We start from the raw sequence: 23,529 nt of genomic DNA, 5'->3' as shown, positions 1-23,529 counted from the left end.
GGGGCCCGTCCGCGCGTATCAATGGCTGATACAGAACCTGGGGCAACGACCGGTACATAGCCTGGCCGGAACCCGGAAGATCGCCTTCACCATGTGTGTTCGGGATCTCACCCACCGGGCATCACCGGTTGTACCGAAACATGACTCACGAGTAGTTGAGGAAGAAGGAAGAGCCGTGACCGAGGGGGACGGCGTCCGGGACGGGGACCTGCCGGACGATCTGACCGCGGCCGAGGCCGGTATGTGGCAGGCGTTCCGCAACGGCACCGTGTACGACCTGAGCAGCGGCGACGCGCATGTGGACGATCCGCACGGCGGCCATCCGTGGGGGCCGGAGCGGACCGTGCGGGCGCGGATCGTGTGCTGGCTGCTGCTGGACGGGCCGCCGGCGCTCGCGGGCCGGGTGTCCTCGCTGAAGCTGGCCGGGGTGCGGATCAGCGGCACGCTGGACCTGGCGGGCGGCACGGTCACCCCGTACCTGGAGCTGCGCGGCTGCCGGTTCGACGACGAGATCCTGCTGCCGGAGGCGCACTTCACGACCGCGCGGTTCGTGGACTGCGCGGCGCCCCGGCTGGAGGCGGCCCGGGTGCACACCGAGGGCGATCTGCATCTGCCGCGCTGCCGGTTCCTCGGCGGGCTCCGGCTGACCGACGCGCACATCGGCACCGACCTGCTGCTGAACCAGGCGGTGGTGTACCGGGACCGCAGCGGCCGGTCGATCGCGGCCGACGGCATGACCGTCGGCCAGGACCTCCAGGCGGAGCTGCTCGAATCGCACGGGGAGCTGAGCCTGCGCAGCGCCAAGGTGGGCGTCTCGCTGAGCCTGCGCGGCGCCCGGCTGCGCAACCCGGACGGGCGGTTCGCGCTGAACGCGCCCCAGCTGACCGTCGGCCGCACCCTCTACCTGACCCCGGCCGGGGTGGGCGGCCCCTGGCAGAGCGGCACGACCCCGGCGCGCGGGACCCGGATCCAGCGGTTCGAGTGCCAGGGCGGGATACGGCTGGACGACGGGCGGTTCGGGGACGCCATCGACCTGGAGCGCGCGCGGTTCACCCTCACGGACAGCCAGGAGCTGTCGCTGCGCCGGGTGCAGGCGCCGGAGCTGCGGTTCCTCGGTGAGGAGCCGCAGCGCGGCGGGGTGCTGCTGTCCGGCGCCCGGGTGGTCAACCTGGTCGACCGGGCGACCAGCTGGCCGGGCCCGGGGCGGCTGCACATGGGCGGTTTCGCCTACGAGAACCTGGTGCCGCAGGGCCCGTTCCCGCTGACCCGGCGGCTCGGCTGGGTGGCGGCGGCCACCGCCGAGTACAACCCGGAGCCGTACGAGCGCCTCGCGACCGTGCTGCGGGCGGCCGGCGAGGACGAGGACGCCCGGGAGGTGCTGCTCGCCAAGCAGCGCCGGCGCCGTGAGACGCTGCCGCTGGCCGCCAAGCTCTGGGGGTACGCGCAGGACCTGACGGTGGCCTACGGCTACCGGCCGGGCCGGGCGGCGGTGTGGATGGCGGTGCTGTGGGCGGCGGGCACGCTCGCCTTCGCGCACGCCCCGCATCCGCCGATGGGCTCCGGCGGCCACCCGGTCTGGGATCCGGCGCTGTTCGTCCTCGACCTGCTGCTGCCGGTGATCGACCTGGGCCAGGCCGGCCAGTGGCGGCTCAGCGGCGGCTGGCAGTGGGCGGCGGCCGTGATGATCCTGCTGGGCTGGATCCTGGCGACCACGGTGGCGGCGGGGGCGACGCGGCTGCTGCGGCGGGGATAGCTCCCTTTCTGACAGGTACCCAACAGGTGAGCAACAGTCACCTTTTACCTGTCCTTGACCCGGGATCGTACAACTTTCGTGGAGTTGGCCGGGCGGTCTGGCGCAGGCCCGACCAGCGGACTTTCAATGGCGGAACCATGGCTTCGCTGCGCGCGCTGTTCCGTTCCGCACGGACGGCAAGAACCACCTCGCGCCCCGCCCTCGGCCCGCTGCCGGCCGACGACGAGGTACTTCTCGACGCGCCCGACGAACAGCTCGCGCCGGTGCTGGTCGCGGCCGGCCAGGGCGCGTACGAACCCGCCGCGGCCCTGCTGGCCGGCACCCGGGCCGCGGCCGAGTGGGAGGCACGGGACCGGTATGTGCACCGGCTGGCCCTGTTCGCCCGCTCGCGCGCCGAGTGGCTCGACGACTGGTACCGGGCCGCCCCGCACGACCCCGACCTGCTGCTGCTCCGCGCCCAGCTGGCGGTGGACCACGCCTGGGACTCCCCCGCCCGGACCGAGTTGCTACGCGCGGTGAGTCCCGTGATCACGGCCGCCGCCCGGGGCGACGACCGCGACCCGGTGCCGTGGCGGATCGCCCTGGACCACGCCCGCGGCTCGAACGCCGGCCACAAGTACTTCGAGGAACTCTGGGAGGCCGCGGTCCGCCGCGCCCCGCACCACTACGGCTGCCATGTGGCCGCCCTGCGCTACCTGGGCACGTACTGGCACGGCTCGCACGGCGAGTGCTTCGACTTCGCCGACACGGCCGCACAGGACGCCCCGCCGGACTCGCTCGTCCAGGCGCTGCCGGCCCGCGCGGCCTTCGCCTATCTCACCGACGGCTGCGGCCCCGAGGTGCCGCGCGCCCGCCTGGACGCGGCGGCCGACCGGGCGATCACGCTCTCCGCGCGGTTCCCGGCGGCCGACCTCTGGCCGGCCGAGGTCCGCAACAATCTGATGTACCTCCTGGTCCGGCTGGAACGCCGGGAGGACGCCCGCGCCCAGCTGCGCCTGATCGGCCCGTACGTCACGTCGTTCCCCTGGGCCCGGCTGTCCGACGACCCGCTGGGCCATTTCGTACGGCTGCGGACCCCGCTGCTGGCCGGTACCGAGCCCCTTCCCGAGGCCGGCCCGACCCCCTCGCCGAGGGCCGCGGGACGCCCACGGGCCGAGCACGGCGGACATGTTCCCGCCGATGACCACTAGGCTGTGGCGCCGTGACCACCGTCCGTCTCCCCCTCTTTCCGCTGAACTCGGTGCTGTTCCCGGGGCTCGTGCTGCCGTTGAACGTCTTCGAGGAGCGCTATCGCGCCATGATGCGCGACCTGCTGAAGACCCCCGAGGAAGAACCGCGCCGGTTCGCCGTCGTGGCGATCCGCGACGGCCACGAGGTGGCACCGAGCGCGCCGGGCATGCCGGACCCGACGGCCCAGCCGGACCGGGGCCCGGCGGCCGGCTTCGGACCCGACCCCCTCGCGTCCTTCCACCGGGTGGGCTGTGTGGCGGACGCGGCGACGATCCGGGAGCGGGCGAACGGCACGTTCGAGGTGCTGGCGACGGGGACGAGCCGGGTGCGGCTGCTCTCCGTCGACGCGTCGGGGCCGTTCCTGACCGCTGAGCTGGAGGAGCTGGAGGAGGACCCCGGCGACGAGGCGGGCGCGCTGGCCGAAGGGGTGCTGCGGGCCTTCCGCCAGTACCAGAAGCGGCTGGCGGGAGCCCGGGAGCGGTCGCTGTCCAGCGGGGTCGACCTGCCCGACGAGCCCTCCGTCGTCTCCTACCTGGTCGCCGCCGCGATGATGCACGACACCCCCACCAAGCAGCGGCTGCTGCAGGCCCCCGACACGGCCTCCCGCCTCCGCGACGAGCTGAAACTCCTTCGCTCCGAGACGGCGATCATCCGTAACCTGCCGTCCTTGCCCGCGTCGGAGCTGACGCGGTCGCCGACGAGCCTGAACTGAGCCGGGGTCTCCTGACATGCCGAAGAAGCCGAAGAAGCAGCAGCAGTCCGGGGGCGGCACCCCGGCGACGGTGGCCCTGACCGCGGCGGGCGTGGACTTCACCGTCCACGCCTACGAGCACGACCCCTCCCACCCGTCCTACGGCGAGGAGGCGGCGGAGGCGATGGGGGTCTCCCCGGACCGCGTCTTCAAGACCCTGGTCGCGGACGTGGACGGCGCGCTCACGGTCGCGGTCGTCCCCGTGGCGGGCACCCTGGACCTCAAGGCCCTCGCCACGGCGGTGGGCGGCAAGCGCGCGGCGATGGCGGACCCGGCCCTCGCCGAACGCACCACCGGCTATGTCCGCGGCGGCATCTCCCCGCTCGGCCAGCGCAAGAAGCTCCCCACCGTCCTGGACGCCTCGGCCTCGGCCCACCCCACCATCTGCGTCTCGGCCGGCCGCCGCGGCCTGGAGGTCGAACTGACCCCCACGGCCCTCGCCGACCTCACCCGAGCCACCCTCGCCCCCATCGGCCGCGCGTAACCCCTCGACGAAGCCCCCATCCTGGGTTAAGTACAAAAGGCATGTCGAAGAAAACCCGGAAAAGAAAGTGGCGCGTAAAGAAGGCCCGCTCGAACCACGGCCGCCGTCCGGCATAGGGGGTGGGGGTGCGGTGCCCTGCCGACCGCGCCCCCTGACTCCACTACCGAGGACCCCGGCCGCCGTCCGGCACAGGGGGTGGAGGGTACGGCCGCCTGCCGACTGCAGGCCGCATCGGGCTGATCGCGCAGTTCCCCGCGCCCCTGAGTCTCCTGCCGGCATCGGCATCGCAAACCTCGCCCGGCGCCCGACGGCCACGACCGCCCGGCCACATCTTCAGCCCGTCCGGCGTTCGGCGAGCACGGCGCTCAGCCATGTTTTCAGCCCGTCCGGCGTTTGAGGACGAGGCCGTTCAGGCCGGAGGGGGGCTGGGGGCGGAGCCCCCAGGAGGCGGGGGGCGAAGGGGGCGCTGCCCCCTGGGATGGGACGGGTAGGGGCGGCGGGGGCGAGAAAACTACGCGGGTGGCGCGGCGTACGGTCCGTCCGCGTACGGCGGCTCAGGATCACGGGGACCGAACAGCGCCATCAACCCCAGGTGCACCAGCAACGCCGACAACGACCACGCCAGCAACGCCCCCCTCGCCCCGAGCTTCAACGGCGCGGAGAACGTCACCCCCTTCCCCACCTCCTTGGCATGGGCGATCACATCCTGCTCCGGCCCCAGCCACACCCCCAGCCGCCACGCGAGCAGCGACCCCAGCAGCCCGCCCACCCCCAGCGCCACCACCAGCGGCACACCCCCACGCCGCCGCCACAGGAACACCACGACCGCGCTCACCACCCCGAAGGCCAGCGCCAGCAGCGTGAACGTTCCGTCCACGCCCGCCGCCTGCTCACCCTCGGTGTCCTTGAGGTACACCGCCCAGTTCTTCCCGGACTGGTCCGCCACCAGCGGCACATGCGGCGCCAGCCACATCCACAGCAGCCCCAGCAGCGCACCGCTCACGGCCACCGCGAGGACGATCACCGCGGCCTCCCGCAGCTCGGTCTTCATCCCGGGACCGTCCTGTCCGTACTCTGCTCCGAACCCCGCCTCGGCAGGCGGCGGCGCCTGCCAGGCCTGGTGCGAGGACTGGTCGTGCGGCGGCGGAGGCGGCGTCAACGGTGCGGTCACCCTGACATCGTGCCAGGTCGGCCTGTGGGGTGCGTCACCGGACGGCGGCCCTGCGGTACGCCCAGGTGGCGACCGCCAGCGACACGACCCCCACCCCCGCGCACACACCCAGGTCAGCGAGGACGACGGCCCAGTCGGGCGCCGCCCCGAAGGTCCGGGCGTAGGCCTCCACGCCGTACGTCGACGGCAGCAGATCACGGGCGAACTGGATGATCCCCGGCATCCGGTCCGGCGGCAGCACACCGAGCAGCAGGGCCGCCGACATGCCCAGCTGCCCGAGCAGCGTCGCGAGCTCGGGGCGCGGCGCGAGCAGTCCGCAGGCCGCGCCCAGCCCCGCCAGGGCGGCCCCGGCGAGCGGGATCACGGCGACGAGGATCCACAGGTTCCCCAGCGGCAGCCCGAAGAGCACACACCCGAAGACGGCCGTGACCAGCGTCCCGGGCACGGTGAAGGAGGCGTACGCCGCGGCCGCCCCGAGCACCACCGAGGCCGGCGGCACCGGCAGCGTGGCGTAGTGGTCGAGACCGCCGCTCGCCCGCAGCTGCCCGAAGTACTGGGCCAGCAGGTTCAGCGCCACGTAGGCGACGACGACCACCGAGGACCCCGCCACCACGGACTGGGCCTCGGCCCGCGAGTCCACCACCCCACGCATCATGATCATGATGCCGACGGACTGGAAGGTCGCGACGAACAGCAGCGGGATCCGTGCCACCCGGGCCCGGGACAGCTGCGCCCGGTAGACGGCCACCAGCGACGGCCACAGCCGCGCGCGCGGACCCAGCTCGGCCGCCGCACCCGGCGCCGTCTCCTCCACGGCCAGGGCACCGCCCGGCAGAACCTCCGCGGGTACGACACTCACGTCGCGCTGCTCCTCTTCCCTGCGGCATCCACGGCACGTACGGCCGCCGCGCCTTCCCGTACGGGCCCGGTCGCCCCGGCGTTCACGTACACGCTCACGTTCACGCCTTCACCAGCCCCTGCCGTGCGGCGCCGCCCAGCGCCAGGTAGACGTCCTCCAGGCTGGGCGTGGCGAGGGTGAAGTCGTCGAGGGCGGCGAAGGCGGCCCCGCCGGTCACGGTCGCGACGACGGCCCGCGCCTCCTCGGGCGCGAGCCGCAGCGTCCAGCGCCGGCCGGACTCGGTGGCCCGCTCCCGCAGGACGGCCACCTCGGGCACCTCCAGCGGGGCCCGTTCCCGCCACACCAGCTCGACCCGCACCTCGCCGGCGACGCGCTCCTTGAGCCCGGCCGGGGTGTCACAGGCGATGACCCGCCCCTGGTCGAGCACGGCGACCCGGTCCAGCACGGTCTCCGCCTCGATCACGTTGTGGGTGACGAGGACGACGGTCGCCCCCTGCTCGGCGCGCCGCCGGTCGACGGCGGCCCACACGGCCCGCCGGGCGACGGGGTCCATCCCGGTCGTCGGCTCGTCCAGCACCAGCAGCGACCGCTGTCCGACCAGCGCGGCGGCGAAGCAGGCCAGCCGCCGCTGTCCCCCGGAGAGCTTCTTGAGCGCCCGCCCGGCGATCGGGGTCAGGCCCAGTTCGTCCAGCACGGCGTCGCGCTCGCTCCGCGCCTGCCGTACGTCCAGTCCGCGCAGCCGCCCGGTGGTCTCGGCGGCGAGGGACACGGTCAGCTCGTCCAGGGCGGTGGACTCCTGTCCGAGATAGGCGAGGATCCGCGCGGCCCGCTCCGGGTGCCGCACGATGTCGTGCCCGAGGATCTCGACACTGCCGGCGTCGGGCCGCAGCAGCCCCGTGAGCTGCCGCACCAGCGTCGACTTGCCGGCCCCGTTCGGCCCCAGCAGCCCGAAGATCTCACCCCGCCGGACGTCCAGCTCCACCCCGTCGGTGGCCCGCACCTCGGGCACCCCGGGAGCCCCGCGCCGCCCCTTGACCGCGGCGTAGGTCTTGGTCAGCCCACGCACGGCACACACGACATCACCCTGCCGCCGAAGTGCCCGACCCACGCCCGTACTCACAAGGGACGAGACTACGGGGTCGCCCCCGTTTACTCACCGTTGGGGCAGTCAGCGTCCCGTAGAGGCGCGGGGCTGCATCAAATATGCGGCTCCGCCGCGTGGGCGCGACCAGCCCCCACCGGCCCGCACCCGAAGTCCCTCCCAGAGCCCCCTCACTCACTCCGCCGACGCATGCTCCCCGGCCCCCGCCGGCACATCGAACTCCCTCCAGAACCCCGCCCGAATGGCGTACCGGTCGTGCTCGTCGATCTGGTCGTCCTTGTGCGCCAGCAACCCGAACCGGGCCGCGTACCGCAACAGCTCCCCGTCGATCCGGTGCGGAATCCGCGGATACATCCCGGACAGCCGCTGCAGATGCCCCTGGTCCCCGAGCCGCGACATCCACCGCCGGGCGAACACCTGCCCGACCTCGTACGGATCCCCGCCGACGGTCGTGATGTCCTCCTCCCGGTCGGCCCACCGCTGCTCCGCCGTGGTCAGCTGCGCCAGCGTCGGCATGGAGGCGGCCTCCGCCGACTCCGTGGCGGCCCCCGGCCGGTCCACCCACCCCTTGTCGGAGGACCACCGCAGGGTGGCCGTGGTCGCCGGATGCTGGACCGGCTGCGCGCCCGGCGCCCGCAGCGCGGCGAGGTCCTTCGGCGTCGGCACCCCCTTCGGCGCCGGCACCCGCTCCACCACGCCGTTCTCCACCGCGGCGACCGGCGCCCGGTCCGCCTCCTCGGCCCCCGGGCCGCCCGCGGGGGCCAGCGAGGACTCGGGCAGCGGCGCCGACAGGATCGCGGCGATCTCCGGCCGCGGCACCGGCGGCGGCGCGCACACGGCCGTCAGCTCCTTCGCCCGTACCGCCTGGGTGATCCACGCCCGGTCCAGGACCCGCCGCTCGTCGGCCTCGGCGACCAGGTCCTCGGACTGGTTGTAGTCCCCGTCGGCCGCCTGCACGGCCCACAGGTGTACGGCGACCCCGTGCTCCTTCGCGGCCATCATGCCCGGCAGCAGATCCCCGTCGCCGGTCACCAGGACCACGTCGGAGCAGGCGCGGTTGCGGGCCAGCTCGGTCAGCTCGGCGTGCATGGCCGCGTCCACGCCCTTCTGGGCCCAGCGTCCGTCGCTGCGGGTCAGCGCGCCGAGCCGGACGGTCACCCGGGGCATCACGCGCAGGCGACGGTGTTCCGGCTGGGGGACGCGGTCGGGGGCGCCGTCGAACCAGTAGATGCGCAGCAGTGGACGCTCGGTGTCCGATTCCGCACGGTCGCGCAGCGCCTGGATCAGCGCGGCGTGATCGACGGTGATCCGGGATCGGGAGGGCTCACCGGCGAGGAGACTGGCGGCGGCACCCAGCAGATACCCGGCGTCCACCAGGACGATGCAGCGGTCCACGCGACTCACCCTCTTTCCGGGAGGTTTGCTTTCGGGGCTTCCTTCGAGTCTGCCCGACCACACGGGGGTTAACGGCCCGAACTCGATCTTCGGCGTGGCGTTTCGGGGCCTTGCTCTCCGACAAGCCCTGTTACAGACGGTAATTATCCGAAATGCGTCCGTTGTCAGCCTATGTGAGTCTGAATTCGGCCCCTAGATCCCCCACAGGAGGCAGATCACCATGGCCAAGAACAAGAACCGCAAGGGTGGCTCTCAGAACCGCACCGCGCAGCAGACCGAGCAGACCCAGGAGCACGGGCAGCGCACGTCGGGCGAGTCCCAGGACTCGCCGGTGTCGCACATCCAGGGCAGCCCGGCGGACGTCGCGCGGAAGAAGCAGAAGAGCTTCGGCCACAACTGAGCGGACCACCGGGTCCCACCGGGCTGTTGAAGCCCAGGCACACAGAAGGGGCGCACCCGATGCGGGTGCGCCCCTTCCGCGCGCTCAGGGGCCGGCAGGGCCCGGACCCGGCCCTATCCGGCCAGGCAGGACGGGCCGAGCAGGACCTTCAGGTCGCCGAACAGGGCCGGGTCCGGCTTCACCCGGTGCCGGTCCAGGCGCAGCACGGTCGTCTTGGTCGGCCCCTGGAGCTTGATCCGGACCTCGCTGTCGCCCTTGTGGTGGCTGAGGATCTCGCCGAGGCGGCTGACCATCGGCGGGGTGACCCGGGTGGCGGGGATGGTGAGGATCACGGGCGCGTTGGTCCCGGCGTTGGACAGGTCCGGGACCGCCAGTTCCATGGCGACCAGCCGGGGCACGTCCTCGCGCTTGTCCAGGCGGCCCTTGACGAACACGACCGCGTCCTCGACGAGTTGGGTCGAGATCAGCTGGTAGGTCGCCGGGAAGAACATGCACTCGATGGAGCCGGCGAGGTCCTCCACGGTGGCGATCGCCCAGGCGTTGCCCTGCTTGGTCATCTTGCGCTGGAGGCCGGAGATGATGCCGCCGATGGTGACCACCGCGCCGTCGGCGTGCTCGCCGCCGGTGAGCTGGGCGATGCCCGCGTCGGCCTTGTCGGAGAGCACGTGCTCCAGGCCGAAGAGCGGGTGGTCGGAGACGTACAGACCGAGCATCTCCCGCTCCTGGGCGAGCAGATAGGTCTTCTCCCACTCGTCGGTGGTGAACTCGACGTCCAGTCCGAAGCCGGGCTCGCTGTTGTCCTCCTCGCCCATCCCGCCGAAGAGGTCGAACTGCCCCTCGGCCTCCTTGCGCTTGACCGCGACCACGTTGTCGATCATCGGTTCGTACTGCGCGGTGAGGCCCTTGCGGGTGTGCCCCATGGTGTCGAAGGCGCCGGCCTTGATCAGCGACTCCGTGGTGCGCTTGTTGCAGGCGACCGCCTCGACCTTGTCGAGGTAGTCGGGGAAGGACGCGTACTTTCCCTTGGCCTTGCGGCTCCTGATGATCGACTCGACCACGTTGGTACCGACGTTGCGGACGGCCTCCAGGCCGAACAGGATCACGTCGTCGCCCTGCGCCGCGAAGTTGTGCACCGACTCGTTGACGTTCGGCGGGAGCACCTTGATGCCCATGCGGCGGCACTCGTTGAGGTAGACGGCCGACTTGTCCTTGTCGTCCTTGACCGAGGTGAGCAGTCCGGCCATGTACTCGGCGGGGTGGTTCGCCTTCAGGTAGGCGGTCCAGTACGAGACCAGGCCGTACGCGGCGGAGTGCGCCTTGTTGAACGCGTAGCCGGCGAAGGGGACCAGCACGTCCCACAGGGCCTGGATCGCCTCGTCGCTGTAGCCGTTCTTCTGGGCGCCGGCCTGGAAGATGGTGAAGTTCTTGGCCAGTTCGTCGGGCTTCTTCTTGCCCATCACGCGGCGCAGGATGTCGGCCTCGCCGAGCGAGTACCCGGCGATGATCTGGGCGGCCTTCTGGACCTGCTCCTGGTAGACGATCAGGCCGTAGGTGACGGCCAGGACCTCTTCCAGGGGCTCCTCCAGCTCCTTGTGGATCGGGGTGATCTCCTGGAGCTTGTTCTTGCGCAGCGCGTAGTTGGTGTGCGAGTCCATGCCCATCGGGCCGGGGCGGTACAGCGCGGAGACGGCGGAGATGTCTTCGAAGTTGTCGGGCTTCATCAGGCGCAGCAGCGAGCGCATGGGGCCGCCGTCGAACTGGAAGACGCCCAGGGTGTCGCCGCGCTGGAGGAGTTCGAAGGTCTTCGGGTCGTCGAGCGGCAGGGCCAGCAGGTCGAGGTCGATGCCCTTGTTGGACTTCACCATCTTGACGGCGTCGTCCATGATCGTCAGGTTGCGCAGGCCGAGGAAGTCCATCTTCAGCAGGCCGAGCGACTCGCACTGCGGGTAGTCCCACTGCGTGATGGTCACGCCGTCCGTGTGCCGCACCCAGATCGGGGCGTGGTCGACGATGGGCTCGCTGGACATGATCACGCCGGCCGCGTGCACGCCCATCTGCCGGACCAGGCCCTCGACGCCCTTCGCGGTGTCGATGACCTTCTTGACGTCCGGCTCGTTCTCGTACATCCCGCGGATCTCGCCGGCCTCGTTGTACCGGGGGTGCGAGGGGTTGGTGATGCCGTCGAGGTCGATGCCCTTGCCGAGGACGTCGGCGGGCATCGCCTTGGTGAGGCGGTCGCCCATCGCGTACGGGTAGCCGAGGACGCGCGCGGAGTCCTTGATCGCGTTCTTGGCCTTGATCTTGCCGTAGGTGCCGATCATGGCGACCTTGTCGGCGCCGTACTTCTCGGTCACGTACCTGATCACCTCGACGCGCCGACGCTCGTCGAAGTCGATGTCGACGTCGGGCATGGAGACGCGCTCGGGGTTGAGGAACCGCTCGAAGATCAGGCCGTGCGGGATCGGGTCGAGGTCGGTGATGCCCATGGCGTAGGCGACGATCGAGCCGGCCGCGGAGCCTCGGCCGGGGCCGACCGCGATGCCGTTGTTCTTGGCCCACATGATGAAGTCGGCGACCACGAGGAAGTAGCCCGGGAACCCCATCTGGATGATGACGTCCAGCTCGTACTCGACCTGCTTCTGGCGGTCGTCCGGGATGCCACCGGGGAAGCGGCGCTCCATGCCCCGGCGGACCTCCTCCTTGAACCAGGTGACCTCGGTGAAGCCGTCGGGGATGTCGAACTTCGGCATGAGGTTCTTGGCCTGGAACATGCCGGTGGTGTCGACCATCTCGGCGACCAGGAGGGTGTTGGCGCAGCCCTCCTGCCAGGCGTCCGAGGAGTCGACGGCGTACATCTCGTCCGTGGACTTCAGGTAGTAGCCGGTGCCGTCGAACTTGAAACGGTCCGGGTCGGAGAGGTTCTTGCCGGTCTGGATGCACAGCAGGGCGTCGTGGGCGGTCGCCTCGTGCGCGTACGTGTAGTGCGAGTCGTTCGTCACCAGCGGCGGGATGCCGAGCTTCTTGCCGATCTCCAGGAGGCCCTTGCGGACCCGGTGCTCGATCTCGATGCCGTGGTCCATCAGCTCCAGGAAGTACCGGTCCTTGCCGAAGATGTCCTGGTAGTCGGCGGCGGCTTTGAGGGCCTCCTCCTCCTGGCCGAGGCGCAGCCGGGTCTGGACCTCTCCCGAGGGGCAGCCGGTGGAGGCCACGATCCCCTCGGACCACTGGGAGATCGTCTCCTTGTCCATCCGGGGCCACTTCTGCAGCCAGCCCTCGGCGTACGCGTCCGAGGAGAGCCGGAAGAGGTTGTGCAGCCCCGTGCTGTTCACGGCCCACATCGTCTTGTGGGTGTAACCGCCGGAACCGGAGACGTCGTCCCGCTTCTGGTGCGGCTGGCCCCACTGGATCTTGCGCTTGTTGCGCCGGGACTCGGGGGCGACATACGCCTCGATCCCGATGATCGGGGTGACCCCGGCCTTCTTCGCCGTATGGAAGAAGTCGTACGCCCCGTGCAGGTTGCCGTGGTCGGACATGGCGATGTGCGTCATGCCCATCTCATTGCAGGCGTTGAACATGTCCTTGAGCCGCGCGGCACCGTCCAGCAGCGAGTACTGGGTGTGGACGTGCAGGTGCGTGAAGGGCGGCTTTGACACGGTTTCGGCCTCCAAAGGAAACAGGCGTCGACGATCTTCCGACCGGCTGCGGACAGTCTGGGGGGACAGCGCCGAAGTCTATGCCCCGGGACTGACACGGTCCGGGCACTCCCACGTACCTTCGTGCGTTGAGTACGACGGAAACGCTGTCGTACACGTCATGCACCAGGAGGCACCCAGCGATGTCGGTCCACCGGCTCAACGACGAGCAGCGCGGCGAGGAGATCCTCGCCGTTTTCGACACCGCCTTCGGCGAGCTGCTGGCCGCCGACCCCGCCGCGTTCCGCGTGAAGTTCCGGAAGATGGCGGCCTCGGCCTTCGCCTTCTACCGGGGCACGGCGGCGCTGTTCTGCCATGACATAGACCCTGAGAAGCGCGGCGGCCCCTACCTGGACGAGCGCACCTCGCGCGTGTGGATCCACGGCGATCTGCACGCCGAGAACTTCGGCACGTACATGGACTCCAACGGCCGCCTGGTCTTCAACGTCAACGACTTCGACGAGGCCTACGTCGGCCCCTTCACCTGGGACCTGAAGCGCTTCGCCGCCTCCATCGCGCTGATCGGGTACGCGAAGGCGCTCAGCGACGAGCAGATCACCGAGCTGGTCGAGGTGTACGCGGGCGCCTACCGGGAGCGGATCCACGCGCTGGCGACCGGTGCCAAGAGCGACGAGGTGCCGCCGTTCACCCTGGACACCGCCGAGGGTCCGCTGCTCGGCGCGCTGCGCGCGGCCCGCTCGCTGACCCGCTTCGAGCTGCTGGACTCGATGACGGAGATCCGCGACTACGAGCGCCGCTTCGCCTCCGGCGGCGGCTCCATCGAGCTGGACGCCGCCACCCGCTACAAGGTCCTGGCGGCCTTCGACGGCTACCTGGAGACCCTCCCGGAGTCGTCCCTGTCCCGCCCGGACTCCTACCGCGTGAAGGACGTCGTCGGCCGCCGGGGCATCGGCATCGGCTCGGCCGGCCTGCCGTCGTACAACATCCTCCTGGAGGGCTCCACGGACGCCCTGGAGAACGACGTCGTGATCTACATCAAGCAGGCCCAGACCCCGGCGGTCTCCCGGCACATCACGGACCCGGCGATCCGGGACTACTTCCAGCACGAGGGCCACCGCACGGTGATCTCGCAGCGCGCGCTGCAGGCCCACGCCGACCCGTGGCTGGGCTGGACCGAGCTGGACGGCGCGGGGCAGCTGGTCGCCGAGGTCTCGCCGTACGCGGTGGACCTGGACTGGGGCGACATCGACGACCCGGAGGAGATCGCGGCGGTCGTCGCGGACCTCGGCCGGGCCACGGCGTCCATGCACTCCGCGGCCGACGACCAGTCCGGCGAGTCCCTGGTGCCGTTCTCCACCGAGCGGGCCATCGACGCGGCGATCGCCGCCGACGAGGACGGCTTCGCGCCGCTGCTGACCGACTTCGCGCACAGCTACGGCGCACGCGCGCGTGCCGACCACCAGATCTTCGTGGACCTCTTCCGCAACGGCCGCATTCCAGGGCTGTAACCTTCGCGGATTCACAGGGCCCTTTTAGGGGTCTCCTACATGGGTACGTGACAGACTCTCCACCGCTATGGACATATCCGGGACCCAGCTCAGAGCCGTGCGCGCGGCGCTGTTCACGGCCTTCGTCGTGACGCTCAGCACCGCGTCGCACGTGCTGCTGTCCCGGGCCCCGCTGCCGTTCACGACGGTGGCCGCGGTCGCCGCCGGCGTGTTCGCCACGGCGTACGCGCTGGCGGGCCGCGAGCGCGGCTTCGGCCGGATCGCGGCCCTGCTGATCCCGCTGGAGCTGGCCGCCGACACGGTCTTCACCACCGGCCAGCACGCCTGCTACGGCCGGGCGGGCGGCCCCATCGCCGGTCCGCTGCGCGCGGTCGGTTTCGACGTGCTCTGCCACGGCGGCGCCGTCGGCACCCCGCTGGCGCAGATGGCCGGCGGCTCCCGCGCCTCCGCGGTCCTCGCGCACGCCGACCCGGGCGCCGCCTGGCTGCTGCTCGCCGCGCACATCGGCGTGGGTCTGCTCGCCGCCGCCTGGCTGCGCCGGGGCGAGCGCGCCCTGACCCAGCTGCTGCGCGCGATCGCCGCCACCACCTTCCGCCCGCTGCTCCTCGCGGTCGCCGCGGGCACGGTCCGGCCCGTTCCGGTACGACGGCTGCCGCGCCCGGCGCCGCGGGCGGCCGCCGCCCGCGACCTGGTCCTCGTGCACTCCCTGGGACGGCGTGGACCGCCGTGCTCCCCGGCGCTCGCCCACAGCTGAGCGCCCCTCCCGCCCGAGTACGACGAGTCCCCCACACGTATCCCGCGTACGACATGTGCGCGTCCCCTATGGAGATCACCAACATGAGCAAGCGGAACAGCGCGGCGGCCAAGACCGCGGCCCGGGAGCGGCTGCGCGTCGAGCGCGAGAAGCAGGCCAAGCGCGCCAAGGTCAAGCGGCAGGTCGTCGTGGCCGCCTCGGTCGTGGCCGTGCTCGCCGCGGCGGGCGGCATAGGCTACGCCGTCGTCCAGGCGAACAAGCCCAGCCACTGGGAGGCCGTGAAGGACGAGAAGGTCGTCGCCCCGGCCAACACCACCGGCACCAACGGCACCACGGTCGTCATCGGCAAGTCCACCGCCAAGAAGACCCTCAAGGTCTACGAGGACCCGCGCTGCCCGATCTGCGCCCAGTTCGAGCAGACCGTCGGCACGACCGTGAAGAAGGACATCGACGACGGCAAGTTCAAGATCCAGTACATCGGCGGCACCTTCCTCGACGGCGACTCGCTCGGCAAGGGTCAGATCGGCTCGCGCGGCGAGGGCTCCAAGAGCGCCATGGCCGCCATGGGCGCCGCGCTGAACGTCAGCGACGAGGCCTTCCTGGAGTACAAGACCGCGCTGTACTCGAAGAAGTGGCACCCGGACGAGTCCACCGACAAGTTCAAGAACGACAGCTACCTCATCGAGGTCGCCGACACCGTCCCGGCACTGAAGAACAACAAGTCCTTCCAGGCCGACGTGAAGTCCGGCAAGTACGACGCCTGGGCGCTGGCCATGTCGAAGACCTTCGACACCAACAAGGACGGCGTGACGGGCACCCCGAGCTTCGTCATGAACGGCAAGATGCTGACGGCCGACTCCAACGGCAACCCGCCGATGACGGTCGAGTCCTTCAACACCCTGGTGGACGCGGCCCTCAAGGCCTGACCGGCCGGGAGCGGAGCGGAATCCCCAGCTCCGGGTGAAGAGCAGGCGAACTTTCACCGGTTCGCCTGCTCTTGGTCATACCGGTCAGTAACCTGAGCGCCCGTGACCAGTCGAAACAGATCAACACAGTCTTCCGAGGGTGCCAACTCCCTCTCCCCCCGCCGCCGTACGGTCGTCAAGGCCGCGGCGGCGACCGCTGTCCTGGCCGCGCCGCTGGCCGCCGCGCTGCCGGCCCGGGCCGCCTCGGACGCCCCCGCGTTCCTGCACGGCGTCGCCTCCGGCGACCCGCTGCCCGACGGCATCCTGCTGTGGACCCGGGTGACGCCGACCGCCGACGCCGTCCCCGGCTCCGGTCTCGGCCCGGACACCCAGGTCAGCTGGGTCGTCGCCACCGACAAGGCGCTGACGAACGTCGTCTCGCAGGGCTCCGTCACGGCGACCGCCGACTCCGACCACACCGTCAAGGCGGACATCCGCGGTCTGGCCCCGGCCACCGACTACTGGTTCCGCTTCTCGGCGGGCGGCACCGACTCCCCGGTGGCCCGCACCCGCACCGCCCCGGCGAACGACGCCGCCGTCTCCGGCCTGCGCTTCGGCGTGGTCTCCTGCGCCAACTGGGAGGCCGGCTACTTCGCCTCCTACCGCCACCTGGCCGCCCGCAACGACCTGGACGCCTGGCTGCACCTCGGCGACTACATCTACGAGTACGGCACCGGCGAGTACGGCACCCGCGACACCGTCGTCCGCCAGCACGCGCCCACCCACGAGATCATCACCCTCGCCGACTACCGCACCCGGCACGGCAAGTACAAGACCGACACCGACCTGCAGGCCCTGCACGCCAAGGCGCCGGTCGTCGCGATCTGGGACGACCACGAGTTCGCCAACGACTCCTGGTCCGGCGGTGCCGAGAACCACACCGAGGGCACCGAAGGCACCTGGACGGCCCGTCAGGCCGCCGCCAAGCAGGCCTACTTCGAGTGGATGCCGGTCCGCCCCGCCATCGCCGGCACCACCTACCGCCGGCTGCGCTTCGGCAAGCTCGCCGACCTCTCCCTGCTCGACCTGCGCTCCTTCCGCTCCCAGCAGGTGTCCACCGGCAGCGGTTCGGTCGACGACCCGGACCGCACCATCACCGGACGCGCCCAGCTCGACTGGCTGAAGGCCGGGCTGAAGGCCTCCGACACCACCTGGCGGCTGGTCGGCAACTCGGTGATGATCTCGCCGTTCGCCATCGGCTCGCTCTCCGCCGACCTGCTCAAGCCGCTCGCCAAGCTGCTCGGCCTGCCCCAGGACGGCCTCGCCCTCAACACCGACCAGTGGGACGGCTACACCGACGACCGCCGCGAGCTGCTGGCCCACCTGCGCTCCAACGCGATCGGCAACACGGTGTTCCTGACCGGCGACATCCACATGGCCTGGGCCAACGACGTGCCGGTCGACGCCGGGACCTACCCGCTGTCCGCCTCGGCCGCCACGGAGTTCGTGGTCACCTCGGTGACCTCCGACAACCTGGACGACATCCTCAAGGTCTCCCCGGGCGTCGTCTCCACCGTCGCCGCGCCGATCATCCAGCTGGCCAACCGGCACGTCCACTGGGTCGACACCGACCGGCACGGCTACGGCATCCTGGACATCACCGCAGCACGGGCGCAGATGGACTACTACGTCCTCTCCGACAAGACGAAGGCCGACGCCACCTCGTCCTGGGAGCGGTCGTACCGCACCCGCAGCGGCACGCAGAAGGTCGAGCGCACCTACGACCCGGTGTAACCCCCGTCCACCCCGGCTACAGCGAGTCGAGGAAGCCGAGCGCCACCCGCCAGGTGGCCTCGGCGGCCTCCTCGTCGTAGTCCGGCAGGCCGGGGTCGGTGTAAAGATGCCCGGCACCCGCGTACCGGTAGATCTCCACCTCGGCGCCGACCCGGCCCATCTGCAGATACCAGGCGCTCAGCCAGTCGTCCGTCTCGAAGGCGTCCGGCTCGGCCACGTGCAGCTGCACCGGAAGCTCGTCCACCACGGCGTTCGGCGCGATGTCCGACGTGCCGTGCAGAAGCAGCAGCCCCCGCGCCCGCTCGTCGCCCAGCGCCAGCGTCTGCGCGATCGAGGCGCCCAGCGAGAACCCCGCGTACACCAGCCCGCGCTCCGAGTACGGCGCCGCCGCCAGCACGGCCCGCTTCAGCAGCTCGTCCTTGCCGATCGACTCGTTGAACTCCATGCCCTCCTCGACCGTGTCGAACGTGCGCCCCTCGAAGAGGTCCGGCGTCCACACCTCGTGCCCCGCGGCACGCAGCCGGTCCGCGGCCTCGCGCACCGCGGGCCTGAGCCCATAGGTCGAATGAAAGAGCATGATGTTCATGCCCCCATGGTGCCAGCCGCCCGAGACGGCACCGTGACGGCCTTCTCACCGATCGGCATGTTCAGGACCCCGTGGATCCGGTTACGTTCGACCTCATGGAGATGGAGAACGTACTCCGCCCGCTGATCGTGGTCGGCGGCGCCGTCGTCCTCACCCTGCTGATCGGCTGGGCGACCGACCTGCTGCTGCGCAAGGCCGACACACGGCACACCGAGACCCCGCTGTGGGGCCTGCTGCGCCGCGCCCGCGTCCCCTACCAGCTGGTGCTCTGCGCGGCCCTGCTCAGAGGCTCCTACGACCAGGCCGCGCTGCTCCTGGAGCACCGGGTCGCCGTCGGCCAGCTCCTGACCCTGGTGCTGATCGGGTCCGCCGCCTGGCTGGTGGTGCGGATCGCGGCGGCGGTCGTCGAGTCCTCGTTCAGCCGCTACGCCCGCGGCCACACCGACGCGGCCCGGGTCCGCCGGGTGCGCACCCAGGTGTCGCTGATCATGCGGGTGGTGGCGGCGGTCGTCGGCGTGATGGCCGTGGCGGCGATGCTGCTGACCTTCCCGGCGATGCGCGCGGCCGGCGCCTCACTGCTGGCCTCCGCCGGAGTCCTCGGCATCGTCGCCGGTGTGGCCGCCCAGTCCACCCTGGCCAACGTGTTCGCGGGTCTGCAGATCGCCTTCGGCGACATGGTGCGCCTCGGCGACACCGTCGTGGTCGACGGCGAATGGGGCACGGTCGAGGAGATCACCCTGACCTTTCTGACGGTACGGACCTGGGACGAGCGCCGGATCACCATGCCGGTGTCGTACTTCACCTCCAAACCCTTCGAGAACTGGTCGCGCGGCACCCCGCAGATGACCGGGATCGTCTTCTGGCATCTCGACCACTCGGCGCCGATCGAGGCGATGCGCGAGCGGCTCCGGGACATCCTGCGCGAGTGCGCCGCCTGGGACGGCCGGGACTACGGCCTGGTGGTCACCGACGCCACACCGAACACCATCCAGGTGCGGGCGCTGATGACGGCCAAGGACTCGGACGACGTCTGGAAGGTCCGGGTCGCCGTCCGGGAGCAGATGATCACCTGGCTGGCCGCCGAGCACCCGTACGCCCTGCCCCGGGTCAACACGGCCGACGCGGTCCTGCCGCCCGGCGGGATCATCCCCTCCCAGGACGGCACGGCGGCCGCCCGCCGCCTCCACGAGCCGCCCCGCACCGGCCGCGGCTGAGACCTCGCTTCAGTGGCCGCGTTCGGCACCCCCGTTGACCTGGATGATCTGCGAGGTGATGTGCCCGGCCACGGGGGAGGCCAGCCAGTGCAGGGTGGCGGCGACGTCACCGGGTGTCCCGGCCCGCCCGGTCGACGTCTCGGCGACGAGCCGCTCCCGCCGCGCCTCCTCGACCGGGCCGCCGAAGAACTCGGTGTCCTCGATGTACCCCGGCGCGACCACGTTCACGGTGACCCCGCGCGGCCCCAGCTGCCGGGCCAGATCATGGGCGTAGGGGTGCAGGGCCGCCTTGGCGGCGGCGTAGGACCCGGTCCCCGAGCCCCGGAAGGCGGCGATGGAGCCGAGGAACAGCACCCGCCCTCCCGGATCCGCCAGCCGGTCCTTCAGCGCCTCCGTGAGCAGGACGGCGGTCAGCGTGTTCTGCCGGAAGTTCCCGCTCCAGACGCGGGCGACGGCGTCCAGCGGATCACCGGCCTCGGCGCCGTCCGCGAACGCCGCGTTCGCCCCGGCACTGTGGATCAGCACGTCCACGGTGCCGAACTCCTCGGCGACGAACCGCGCGACGGCCCGCACATCGGCCGGCTCGGCCAGATCGGCGGCACGTACCACCGCCCCCGGCACCCCTGCCTTCTCCAGCACCTCTCTGCGCCGCCCGAGCAGCAGCACCCGGTCCCCGTCGGCCGCGAACACCCGCGCCGCGGCCAGTCCGATCCCTGTTCCCCCACCACTGATCACAATGTTCCGAGCCATGATCCGAGACTACGAGCGCACCGCCGACCCTGCCTTCGGATATCCACAGCGGCACAGCGCCCCGCAGGGGCGCGGGGAACTGCGCGACCAGCCACGACGCAGCCGCAGACGAACGACGGCACCTCACGGCACTCCCAGCGGAGCGCTAGCGCAGACTGCGGACGTCCAAGTGCCGCAGCACCCGGTCCACGATCTCCGGATCCGCCCCCGGCTCGCTCCGCGCCGCCAGCACCTCGTGCCGCGCCGCGCTCAGCATCTCCTGCTGGATCCGCCGCAACCGCTTCAGCCGCCGCAACCGCTTCTCGTGTCCCTCGCGCCGCTCGTCCTCCGCCACGTCGGGACTGATCCGGAAACCGATCTCGAAGGCCCGCCGCAGCATCTGCTCGGTCACGTCCTCCGGCAACTCCTCGACCTGCTCGATCTCCTTCAGCCGCCGCCGGGCCGCCTTCGCCGCCCGCACCGCCAGCTCCTTCTCGACCTCCTTCTCCCGGTCGGTGTCGGCCCGCACCCCCAGCCGTTTCACCAGCCACGGCAGGGTCAGTCCCTGGAGCACCAGCGTCGCCATGATCACGCCGAACGCGATGAAGACGATCTCGTCCCGGTCCGGAAAGGGCGAGCCGTCGTCGGTCTTCAGGGGAATCGCCAGGGCCAGCGCCACCGACGCCACCCCGCGCATCCCGGACCACCACATCACGATGGTCTCCCGCCAGCTGGTCGGGATCTCCTCGTCGTAGTCCCGCCGGGCGTGCAGCCGCTTGGTCAGCCAGGTCGCCGGCAGCAGCCACACCAGCCGGACGACGACGACCACGCCCACGACCGCCGCCGCCCAGCCGAGCAGCTCGCCCCAGCGGCCGGACGCCGTACGCAGGGCGTTGTGCAGTTCCAGGCCGATCAGCCCGAACGCCACCCCGGTGACGAGGGTGTCGACGATGTCCCAGAAGGTGTATCCGGCGAGCCGGGTCATCACGTCGTCGGCGTCGGTGGCGTACTCGGCGATGAACAGCGCGGTGGTGAGCACCGCGAGGACACCGGAGCCGTGCAGTTCCTCGGCGAGCACGTAGGAGGCGTACGGGACGAGCAGGGTCAGGCCGATCTGGAGGGTGGCGTCGCCGAGCACGTCCATCAGCTTGTTGGCGCCCCAGCCGAGCGCCAGCCCCACGGCGAGGGCGACCACCGCGGAGAGCAGGAAGTCCAGCCCGGCCCGCCAGGGCGAGAAGCTGCCGCTGACCACGGCGGCGATCGCCACGTGGTACAGGACGATGGCCGTGACGTCGTTGAAGAGGCCCTCGCCCTCCAGGATCGACACCAGCCGGCGCGGCAGCCCCAGCTGCCCGGCAACGGCGGTCGCGGCGACCGGGTCGGGCGGGGCCACCAGCGCGCCCAGCGCGACCGCGGCGGCGATCGACAGCCCGGGCACGATCGCGTTGGCGACGAAGGCCACGCAGACCGTGGTGACGAACACCAGGGCCACCGCGAGCAGGAAGATCGGCCGGATGTTGGCCGCGAACTGCCGCCAGGAGGTCCGCCGTACGGCGGCGTAGAGCAGCGGCGGCAGCAGGCCGGGCAGGATCAGCTCGGGCGGGATGTTCACGTTGGGCACGAAGTCGGCCACCGCGAGGACGATCCCGAACAGGGTCATCAGCACCGGCGCCGGCAGTCCGAACCGGTCCCCCACCGGGACGCTCACCAGGGCCCCGAGCAGCAGCACGAACAACAGGGCCAACTGATCCACGGCCAGCGCTCCGGGTGTCGACGATCACACAGCGGGCCTCAAGCGTGCCATGCCGGCTACAGAACCCTGCGCATGCCCCGGTGCGGGATCCCCGCCTCCTCGTACTCCGCTCCGTACGGCTGATATCCCAGCCGCTCGTAGAAGCCCAGCGCGTGGGTCTGCGCGTGCAGGTCGACGGCGGCCAGCCCACGCGCGCGTGCGGCCTCCTCGATGGCCCGCACCAGGGCGACGCCGACGCCGAGGCCGCGGGCCTCCTGGGAGACCGCGAGCCGGCCCAGGGAGCCGAGGGAGAGGTCGCCGCCGGTCTTCTCCGCGGCCGGCTCGCCGTACAGCAGCCGGCCGGTGCCGAGCGGTACGCCGTCCTCGCGGACCGCCAGCACATGCAGGGCCGTGGCGTCGTACTCGTCGTACTCCAGGTCCTCGGGGACGCCCTGCTCGACGACGAAGACCTGCTTGCGGACCGCGAAGCACGCCTCCAGGTCGGCCGGGTCCTCGGCGACCCGCACCGCGTACGCGCGCGTGCTCATCCGTAGGTCTCCTCGCGGACCTGGTCCAGCGCCTTCTGCAGGTCGGCCGGGTACTCGCTGGCGAACTCGACCCACTCGCCGTCCGCGGGGTGCTCGAAGCCGAGGCGGACCGCGTGCAGCCACTGGCGGGTCAGGTGCAGCCGCTTGGCGAGCGTCGGGTCGGCGCCGTAGGTCAGGTCGCCGACGCAGGGGTGGCGGTGGGCGGCCATGTGGACGCGGATCTGGTGGGTGCGGCCGGTCTCCAGCTTCACGTCGAGCAGGGAGGCCGCGCGGAACGCCTCGATGAGGTCGTAGTGGGTCACCGAGGGCTTGCCGTCGGCCGTGACCGCCCACTTGTAGTCGTGCTGGGGGTGGCGGCCGATGGGGGCGTCGATGGTGCCGCTGGTCGGGTCGGGGTGGCCCTGCACCAGCGTGTGGTAGCGCTTGTCGACCGTGCGCTCCTTGAACTGGCGCTTGAGCGAGGTGTACGCGCGCTCCGACTTGGCGACCGTCATCAGGCCGGAGGTGCCGACGTCGAGGCGGTGCACGATGCCCTGGCGCTCGGCGGCGCCGGAGGTGGAGATCCGGTAGCCGGCGGCGGCGAGACCGCCGATGACGGTCGGGCCGGTCCAGCCCGGGGAGGGGTGCGCGGCCACGCCGACCGGCTTGACGATCACGACCACGTCGTCGTCGTCGTGCACGATCTCCATGCCCTCGACGGGCTCCGCGACGATCTGCACGGGCGCGGGCGCCCCCGGCATCTCGACCTCCAGCCAGGCCCCGCCGCGCACCCGCTCGGACTTGCCGACCACCGAGCCGTCCACCTGGACCTTGCCCGCCGCGGCCAGCTCGGCCGCCTTGGTGCGGGAGAAGCCGAACATGCGGGAGATGGCGGCGTCGACGCGCTCGCCCTCCAGGCCGTCGGGCACGGGCAGGGTACGGATCTCGGGAAGCGTGCTCACCCGTCGAGTATGCCGGACAC

Annotated in this window: 20 protein-coding genes; 10 read left to right on the top strand and 10 right to left on the bottom strand. The window is 71.5% G+C overall.

Going from position 1 to position 23,529, the window contains the following annotated elements; all coding sequences use genetic code 11:
* The first annotated feature begins 175 nt into the window (after positions 1 to 175).
* The 4 genes from ACGFZS_RS04500 (at position 176) to ybaK (ending at position 4,218) form a co-directional block, all read left to right on the top strand.
* Positions 176 to 1,753, top strand: coding sequence for an oxidoreductase (locus tag ACGFZS_RS04500; protein ID WP_393793841.1), 1,578 nt, complete (start codon positions 176 to 178; stop codon positions 1,751 to 1,753).
* Positions 1,754 to 1,890: 137 nt separating this feature from the next.
* Positions 1,891 to 2,943: a hypothetical protein gene (locus ACGFZS_RS04495; RefSeq protein WP_393793840.1), complete on the top strand. Its 1,053-nt coding sequence runs from the start codon at positions 1,891 to 1,893 to the stop codon at positions 2,941 to 2,943.
* An 11-nt stretch (positions 2,944 to 2,954) separates the two neighbouring features.
* Complete coding sequence (locus ACGFZS_RS04490) at positions 2,955 to 3,695, top strand: LON peptidase substrate-binding domain-containing protein (protein ID WP_359209696.1); 741 nt, start codon at positions 2,955 to 2,957, stop codon at positions 3,693 to 3,695.
* Between the two features lie 16 nt (positions 3,696 to 3,711).
* Positions 3,712 to 4,218 carry a Cys-tRNA(Pro) deacylase gene (ybaK, locus tag ACGFZS_RS04485; RefSeq protein WP_393793839.1) on the top strand — a complete coding sequence of 169 codons (507 nt, stop codon included), beginning with the start codon at positions 3,712 to 3,714 and terminating at the stop codon, positions 4,216 to 4,218.
* A 511-nt stretch (positions 4,219 to 4,729) separates the two neighbouring features.
* Here ybaK and ACGFZS_RS04480 read toward each other — a convergent pair.
* The 4 genes from ACGFZS_RS04480 to ACGFZS_RS04465 all read right to left on the bottom strand — a co-directional run bounded on the left by ACGFZS_RS04480 (position 4,730) and on the right by ACGFZS_RS04465 (position 8,745).
* Positions 4,730 to 5,389: an AAA family ATPase gene (locus tag ACGFZS_RS04480; protein ID WP_393793838.1), complete on the bottom strand. Its 660-nt coding sequence runs from the start codon at positions 5,387 to 5,389 to the stop codon at positions 4,730 to 4,732.
* Between the two features lie 34 nt (positions 5,390 to 5,423).
* Complete coding sequence (locus ACGFZS_RS04475; RefSeq protein WP_365680409.1) at positions 5,424 to 6,248, bottom strand: ABC transporter permease; 825 nt, start codon at positions 6,246 to 6,248, stop codon at positions 5,424 to 5,426.
* Between the two features lie 100 nt (positions 6,249 to 6,348).
* Positions 6,349 to 7,323, bottom strand: a complete 975-nt coding sequence (locus ACGFZS_RS04470) for an ABC transporter ATP-binding protein (protein ID WP_393793837.1) — start codon at positions 7,321 to 7,323, stop codon at positions 6,349 to 6,351.
* A 201-nt stretch (positions 7,324 to 7,524) separates the two neighbouring features.
* Positions 7,525 to 8,745 (bottom strand): NYN domain-containing protein, encoded by a 1,221-nt coding sequence (locus ACGFZS_RS04465; RefSeq protein ID WP_393793836.1) that lies wholly within the window; start codon positions 8,743 to 8,745, stop codon positions 7,525 to 7,527.
* A gap of 220 nt (positions 8,746 to 8,965) precedes the next feature.
* On the opposite strand from ACGFZS_RS04465, the gene ACGFZS_RS04460 reads away from it, so the two are divergent.
* Positions 8,966 to 9,145 carry a hypothetical protein gene (locus tag ACGFZS_RS04460; protein ID WP_393793835.1) on the top strand — a complete coding sequence of 60 codons (180 nt, stop codon included), beginning with the start codon at positions 8,966 to 8,968 and terminating at the stop codon, positions 9,143 to 9,145.
* A 113-nt stretch (positions 9,146 to 9,258) separates the two neighbouring features.
* On the opposite strand, the gene dnaE is transcribed toward ACGFZS_RS04460, so the two are convergent.
* Complete coding sequence (dnaE, locus tag ACGFZS_RS04455) at positions 9,259 to 12,798, bottom strand: DNA polymerase III subunit alpha (protein WP_393793834.1); 3,540 nt, start codon at positions 12,796 to 12,798, stop codon at positions 9,259 to 9,261.
* Between the two features lie 182 nt (positions 12,799 to 12,980).
* Here dnaE and ACGFZS_RS04450 point away from each other — a divergent pair, with 182 nt between their 5' ends.
* From ACGFZS_RS04450 to ACGFZS_RS04435, 4 genes are all read left to right on the top strand, one after another.
* Entirely contained in the window at positions 12,981 to 14,306 is a 1,326-nt protein-coding gene (locus ACGFZS_RS04450) for a DUF2252 domain-containing protein (RefSeq protein ID WP_393655369.1), read from the top strand.
* Positions 14,307 to 14,373: 67 nt separating this feature from the next.
* Positions 14,374 to 15,060: a hypothetical protein gene (locus ACGFZS_RS04445; RefSeq protein ID WP_393793833.1), complete on the top strand. Its 687-nt coding sequence runs from the start codon at positions 14,374 to 14,376 to the stop codon at positions 15,058 to 15,060.
* 83 nt (positions 15,061 to 15,143) lie between these two features.
* The gene (locus ACGFZS_RS04440) at positions 15,144 to 15,986 is read left to right on the top strand and encodes a thioredoxin domain-containing protein (RefSeq protein WP_355707946.1); all 843 of its coding nucleotides are present in this window, start codon (positions 15,144 to 15,146) and stop codon (positions 15,984 to 15,986) included.
* 102 nt (positions 15,987 to 16,088) lie between these two features.
* Positions 16,089 to 17,759, top strand: a complete 1,671-nt coding sequence (locus tag ACGFZS_RS04435) for an alkaline phosphatase D family protein (protein WP_359209667.1) — start codon at positions 16,089 to 16,091, stop codon at positions 17,757 to 17,759.
* Between the two features lie 16 nt (positions 17,760 to 17,775).
* Here ACGFZS_RS04435 and ACGFZS_RS04430 read toward each other — a convergent pair whose 3' ends face one another.
* On the bottom strand, positions 17,776 to 18,345 hold the full coding sequence (locus ACGFZS_RS04430) for a dienelactone hydrolase family protein (RefSeq protein WP_393793832.1): 570 nt from the start codon (positions 18,343 to 18,345) through the stop codon (positions 17,776 to 17,778).
* 101 nt (positions 18,346 to 18,446) lie between these two features.
* On the opposite strand from ACGFZS_RS04430, the gene ACGFZS_RS04425 reads away from it, so the two are divergent.
* Positions 18,447 to 19,559, top strand: a complete 1,113-nt coding sequence (locus ACGFZS_RS04425) for a mechanosensitive ion channel family protein (RefSeq protein WP_393794117.1) — start codon at positions 18,447 to 18,449, stop codon at positions 19,557 to 19,559.
* A 9-nt stretch (positions 19,560 to 19,568) separates the two neighbouring features.
* On the opposite strand, the gene ACGFZS_RS04420 is transcribed toward ACGFZS_RS04425, so the two are convergent.
* The 4 genes from ACGFZS_RS04420 to ACGFZS_RS04405 all read right to left on the bottom strand — a co-directional run bounded on the left by ACGFZS_RS04420 (position 19,569) and on the right by ACGFZS_RS04405 (position 23,509).
* Positions 19,569 to 20,309, bottom strand: coding sequence for an SDR family NAD(P)-dependent oxidoreductase (locus tag ACGFZS_RS04420; protein ID WP_393793831.1), 741 nt, complete (start codon positions 20,307 to 20,309; stop codon positions 19,569 to 19,571).
* A 145-nt stretch (positions 20,310 to 20,454) separates the two neighbouring features.
* Positions 20,455 to 22,041, bottom strand: a complete 1,587-nt coding sequence (locus tag ACGFZS_RS04415) for a Na+/H+ antiporter (RefSeq protein ID WP_393793830.1) — start codon at positions 22,039 to 22,041, stop codon at positions 20,455 to 20,457.
* A gap of 56 nt (positions 22,042 to 22,097) precedes the next feature.
* The gene (locus tag ACGFZS_RS04410; RefSeq protein ID WP_393655356.1) at positions 22,098 to 22,568 is read right to left on the bottom strand and encodes a GNAT family N-acetyltransferase; all 471 of its coding nucleotides are present in this window, start codon (positions 22,566 to 22,568) and stop codon (positions 22,098 to 22,100) included.
* Entirely contained in the window at positions 22,565 to 23,509 is a 945-nt protein-coding gene (locus ACGFZS_RS04405) for an RluA family pseudouridine synthase (protein WP_393655354.1), read from the bottom strand. Before ACGFZS_RS04405 ends, ACGFZS_RS04410 begins: the two co-directional genes overlap by 4 nt.
* Positions 23,510 to 23,529: the final 20 nt, after the last annotated feature.

The sequence above is a fragment of the Streptomyces sp. NPDC048288 genome, from assembly GCF_043201555.1.
Lineage (GTDB): Bacteria > Actinomycetota > Actinomycetes > Streptomycetales > Streptomycetaceae > Streptomyces.
This window is presented reverse-complemented; position numbering and strand designations above follow the sequence as displayed.

What these genes read in the sequence shown, in the direction of transcription:
- ACGFZS_RS04495 (WP_393793840.1), top strand. Translation starts at nt 1,891, where the DNA reads ATGGCTTCGCTGCGCGCGCTGTTCCGTTCCGCACGGACGGCAAGAACC.
- ybaK (WP_393793839.1), top strand. Translation starts at nt 3,712, where the DNA reads ATGCCGAAGAAGCCGAAGAAGCAGCAGCAGTCCGGGGGCGGCACCCCG.
- ACGFZS_RS04460 (WP_393793835.1), top strand. Translation starts at nt 8,966, where the DNA reads ATGGCCAAGAACAAGAACCGCAAGGGTGGCTCTCAGAACCGCACCGCG.
- ACGFZS_RS04450 (WP_393655369.1), top strand. Translation starts at nt 12,981, where the DNA reads ATGTCGGTCCACCGGCTCAACGACGAGCAGCGCGGCGAGGAGATCCTC.
- ACGFZS_RS04445 (WP_393793833.1), top strand. Translation starts at nt 14,374, where the DNA reads ATGGACATATCCGGGACCCAGCTCAGAGCCGTGCGCGCGGCGCTGTTC.
- ACGFZS_RS04440 (WP_355707946.1), top strand. Translation starts at nt 15,144, where the DNA reads ATGAGCAAGCGGAACAGCGCGGCGGCCAAGACCGCGGCCCGGGAGCGG.
- ACGFZS_RS04430 (WP_393793832.1), bottom strand. Translation starts at nt 18,345, where the DNA reads ATGAACATCATGCTCTTTCATTCGACCTATGGGCTCAGGCCCGCGGTG.
- ACGFZS_RS04425 (WP_393794117.1), top strand. Translation starts at nt 18,447, where the DNA reads ATGGAGAACGTACTCCGCCCGCTGATCGTGGTCGGCGGCGCCGTCGTC.
- ACGFZS_RS04420 (WP_393793831.1), bottom strand. Translation starts at nt 20,309, where the DNA reads ATGGCTCGGAACATTGTGATCAGTGGTGGGGGAACAGGGATCGGACTG.
- ACGFZS_RS04410 (WP_393655356.1), bottom strand. Translation starts at nt 22,568, where the DNA reads ATGAGCACGCGCGCGTACGCGGTGCGGGTCGCCGAGGACCCGGCCGAC.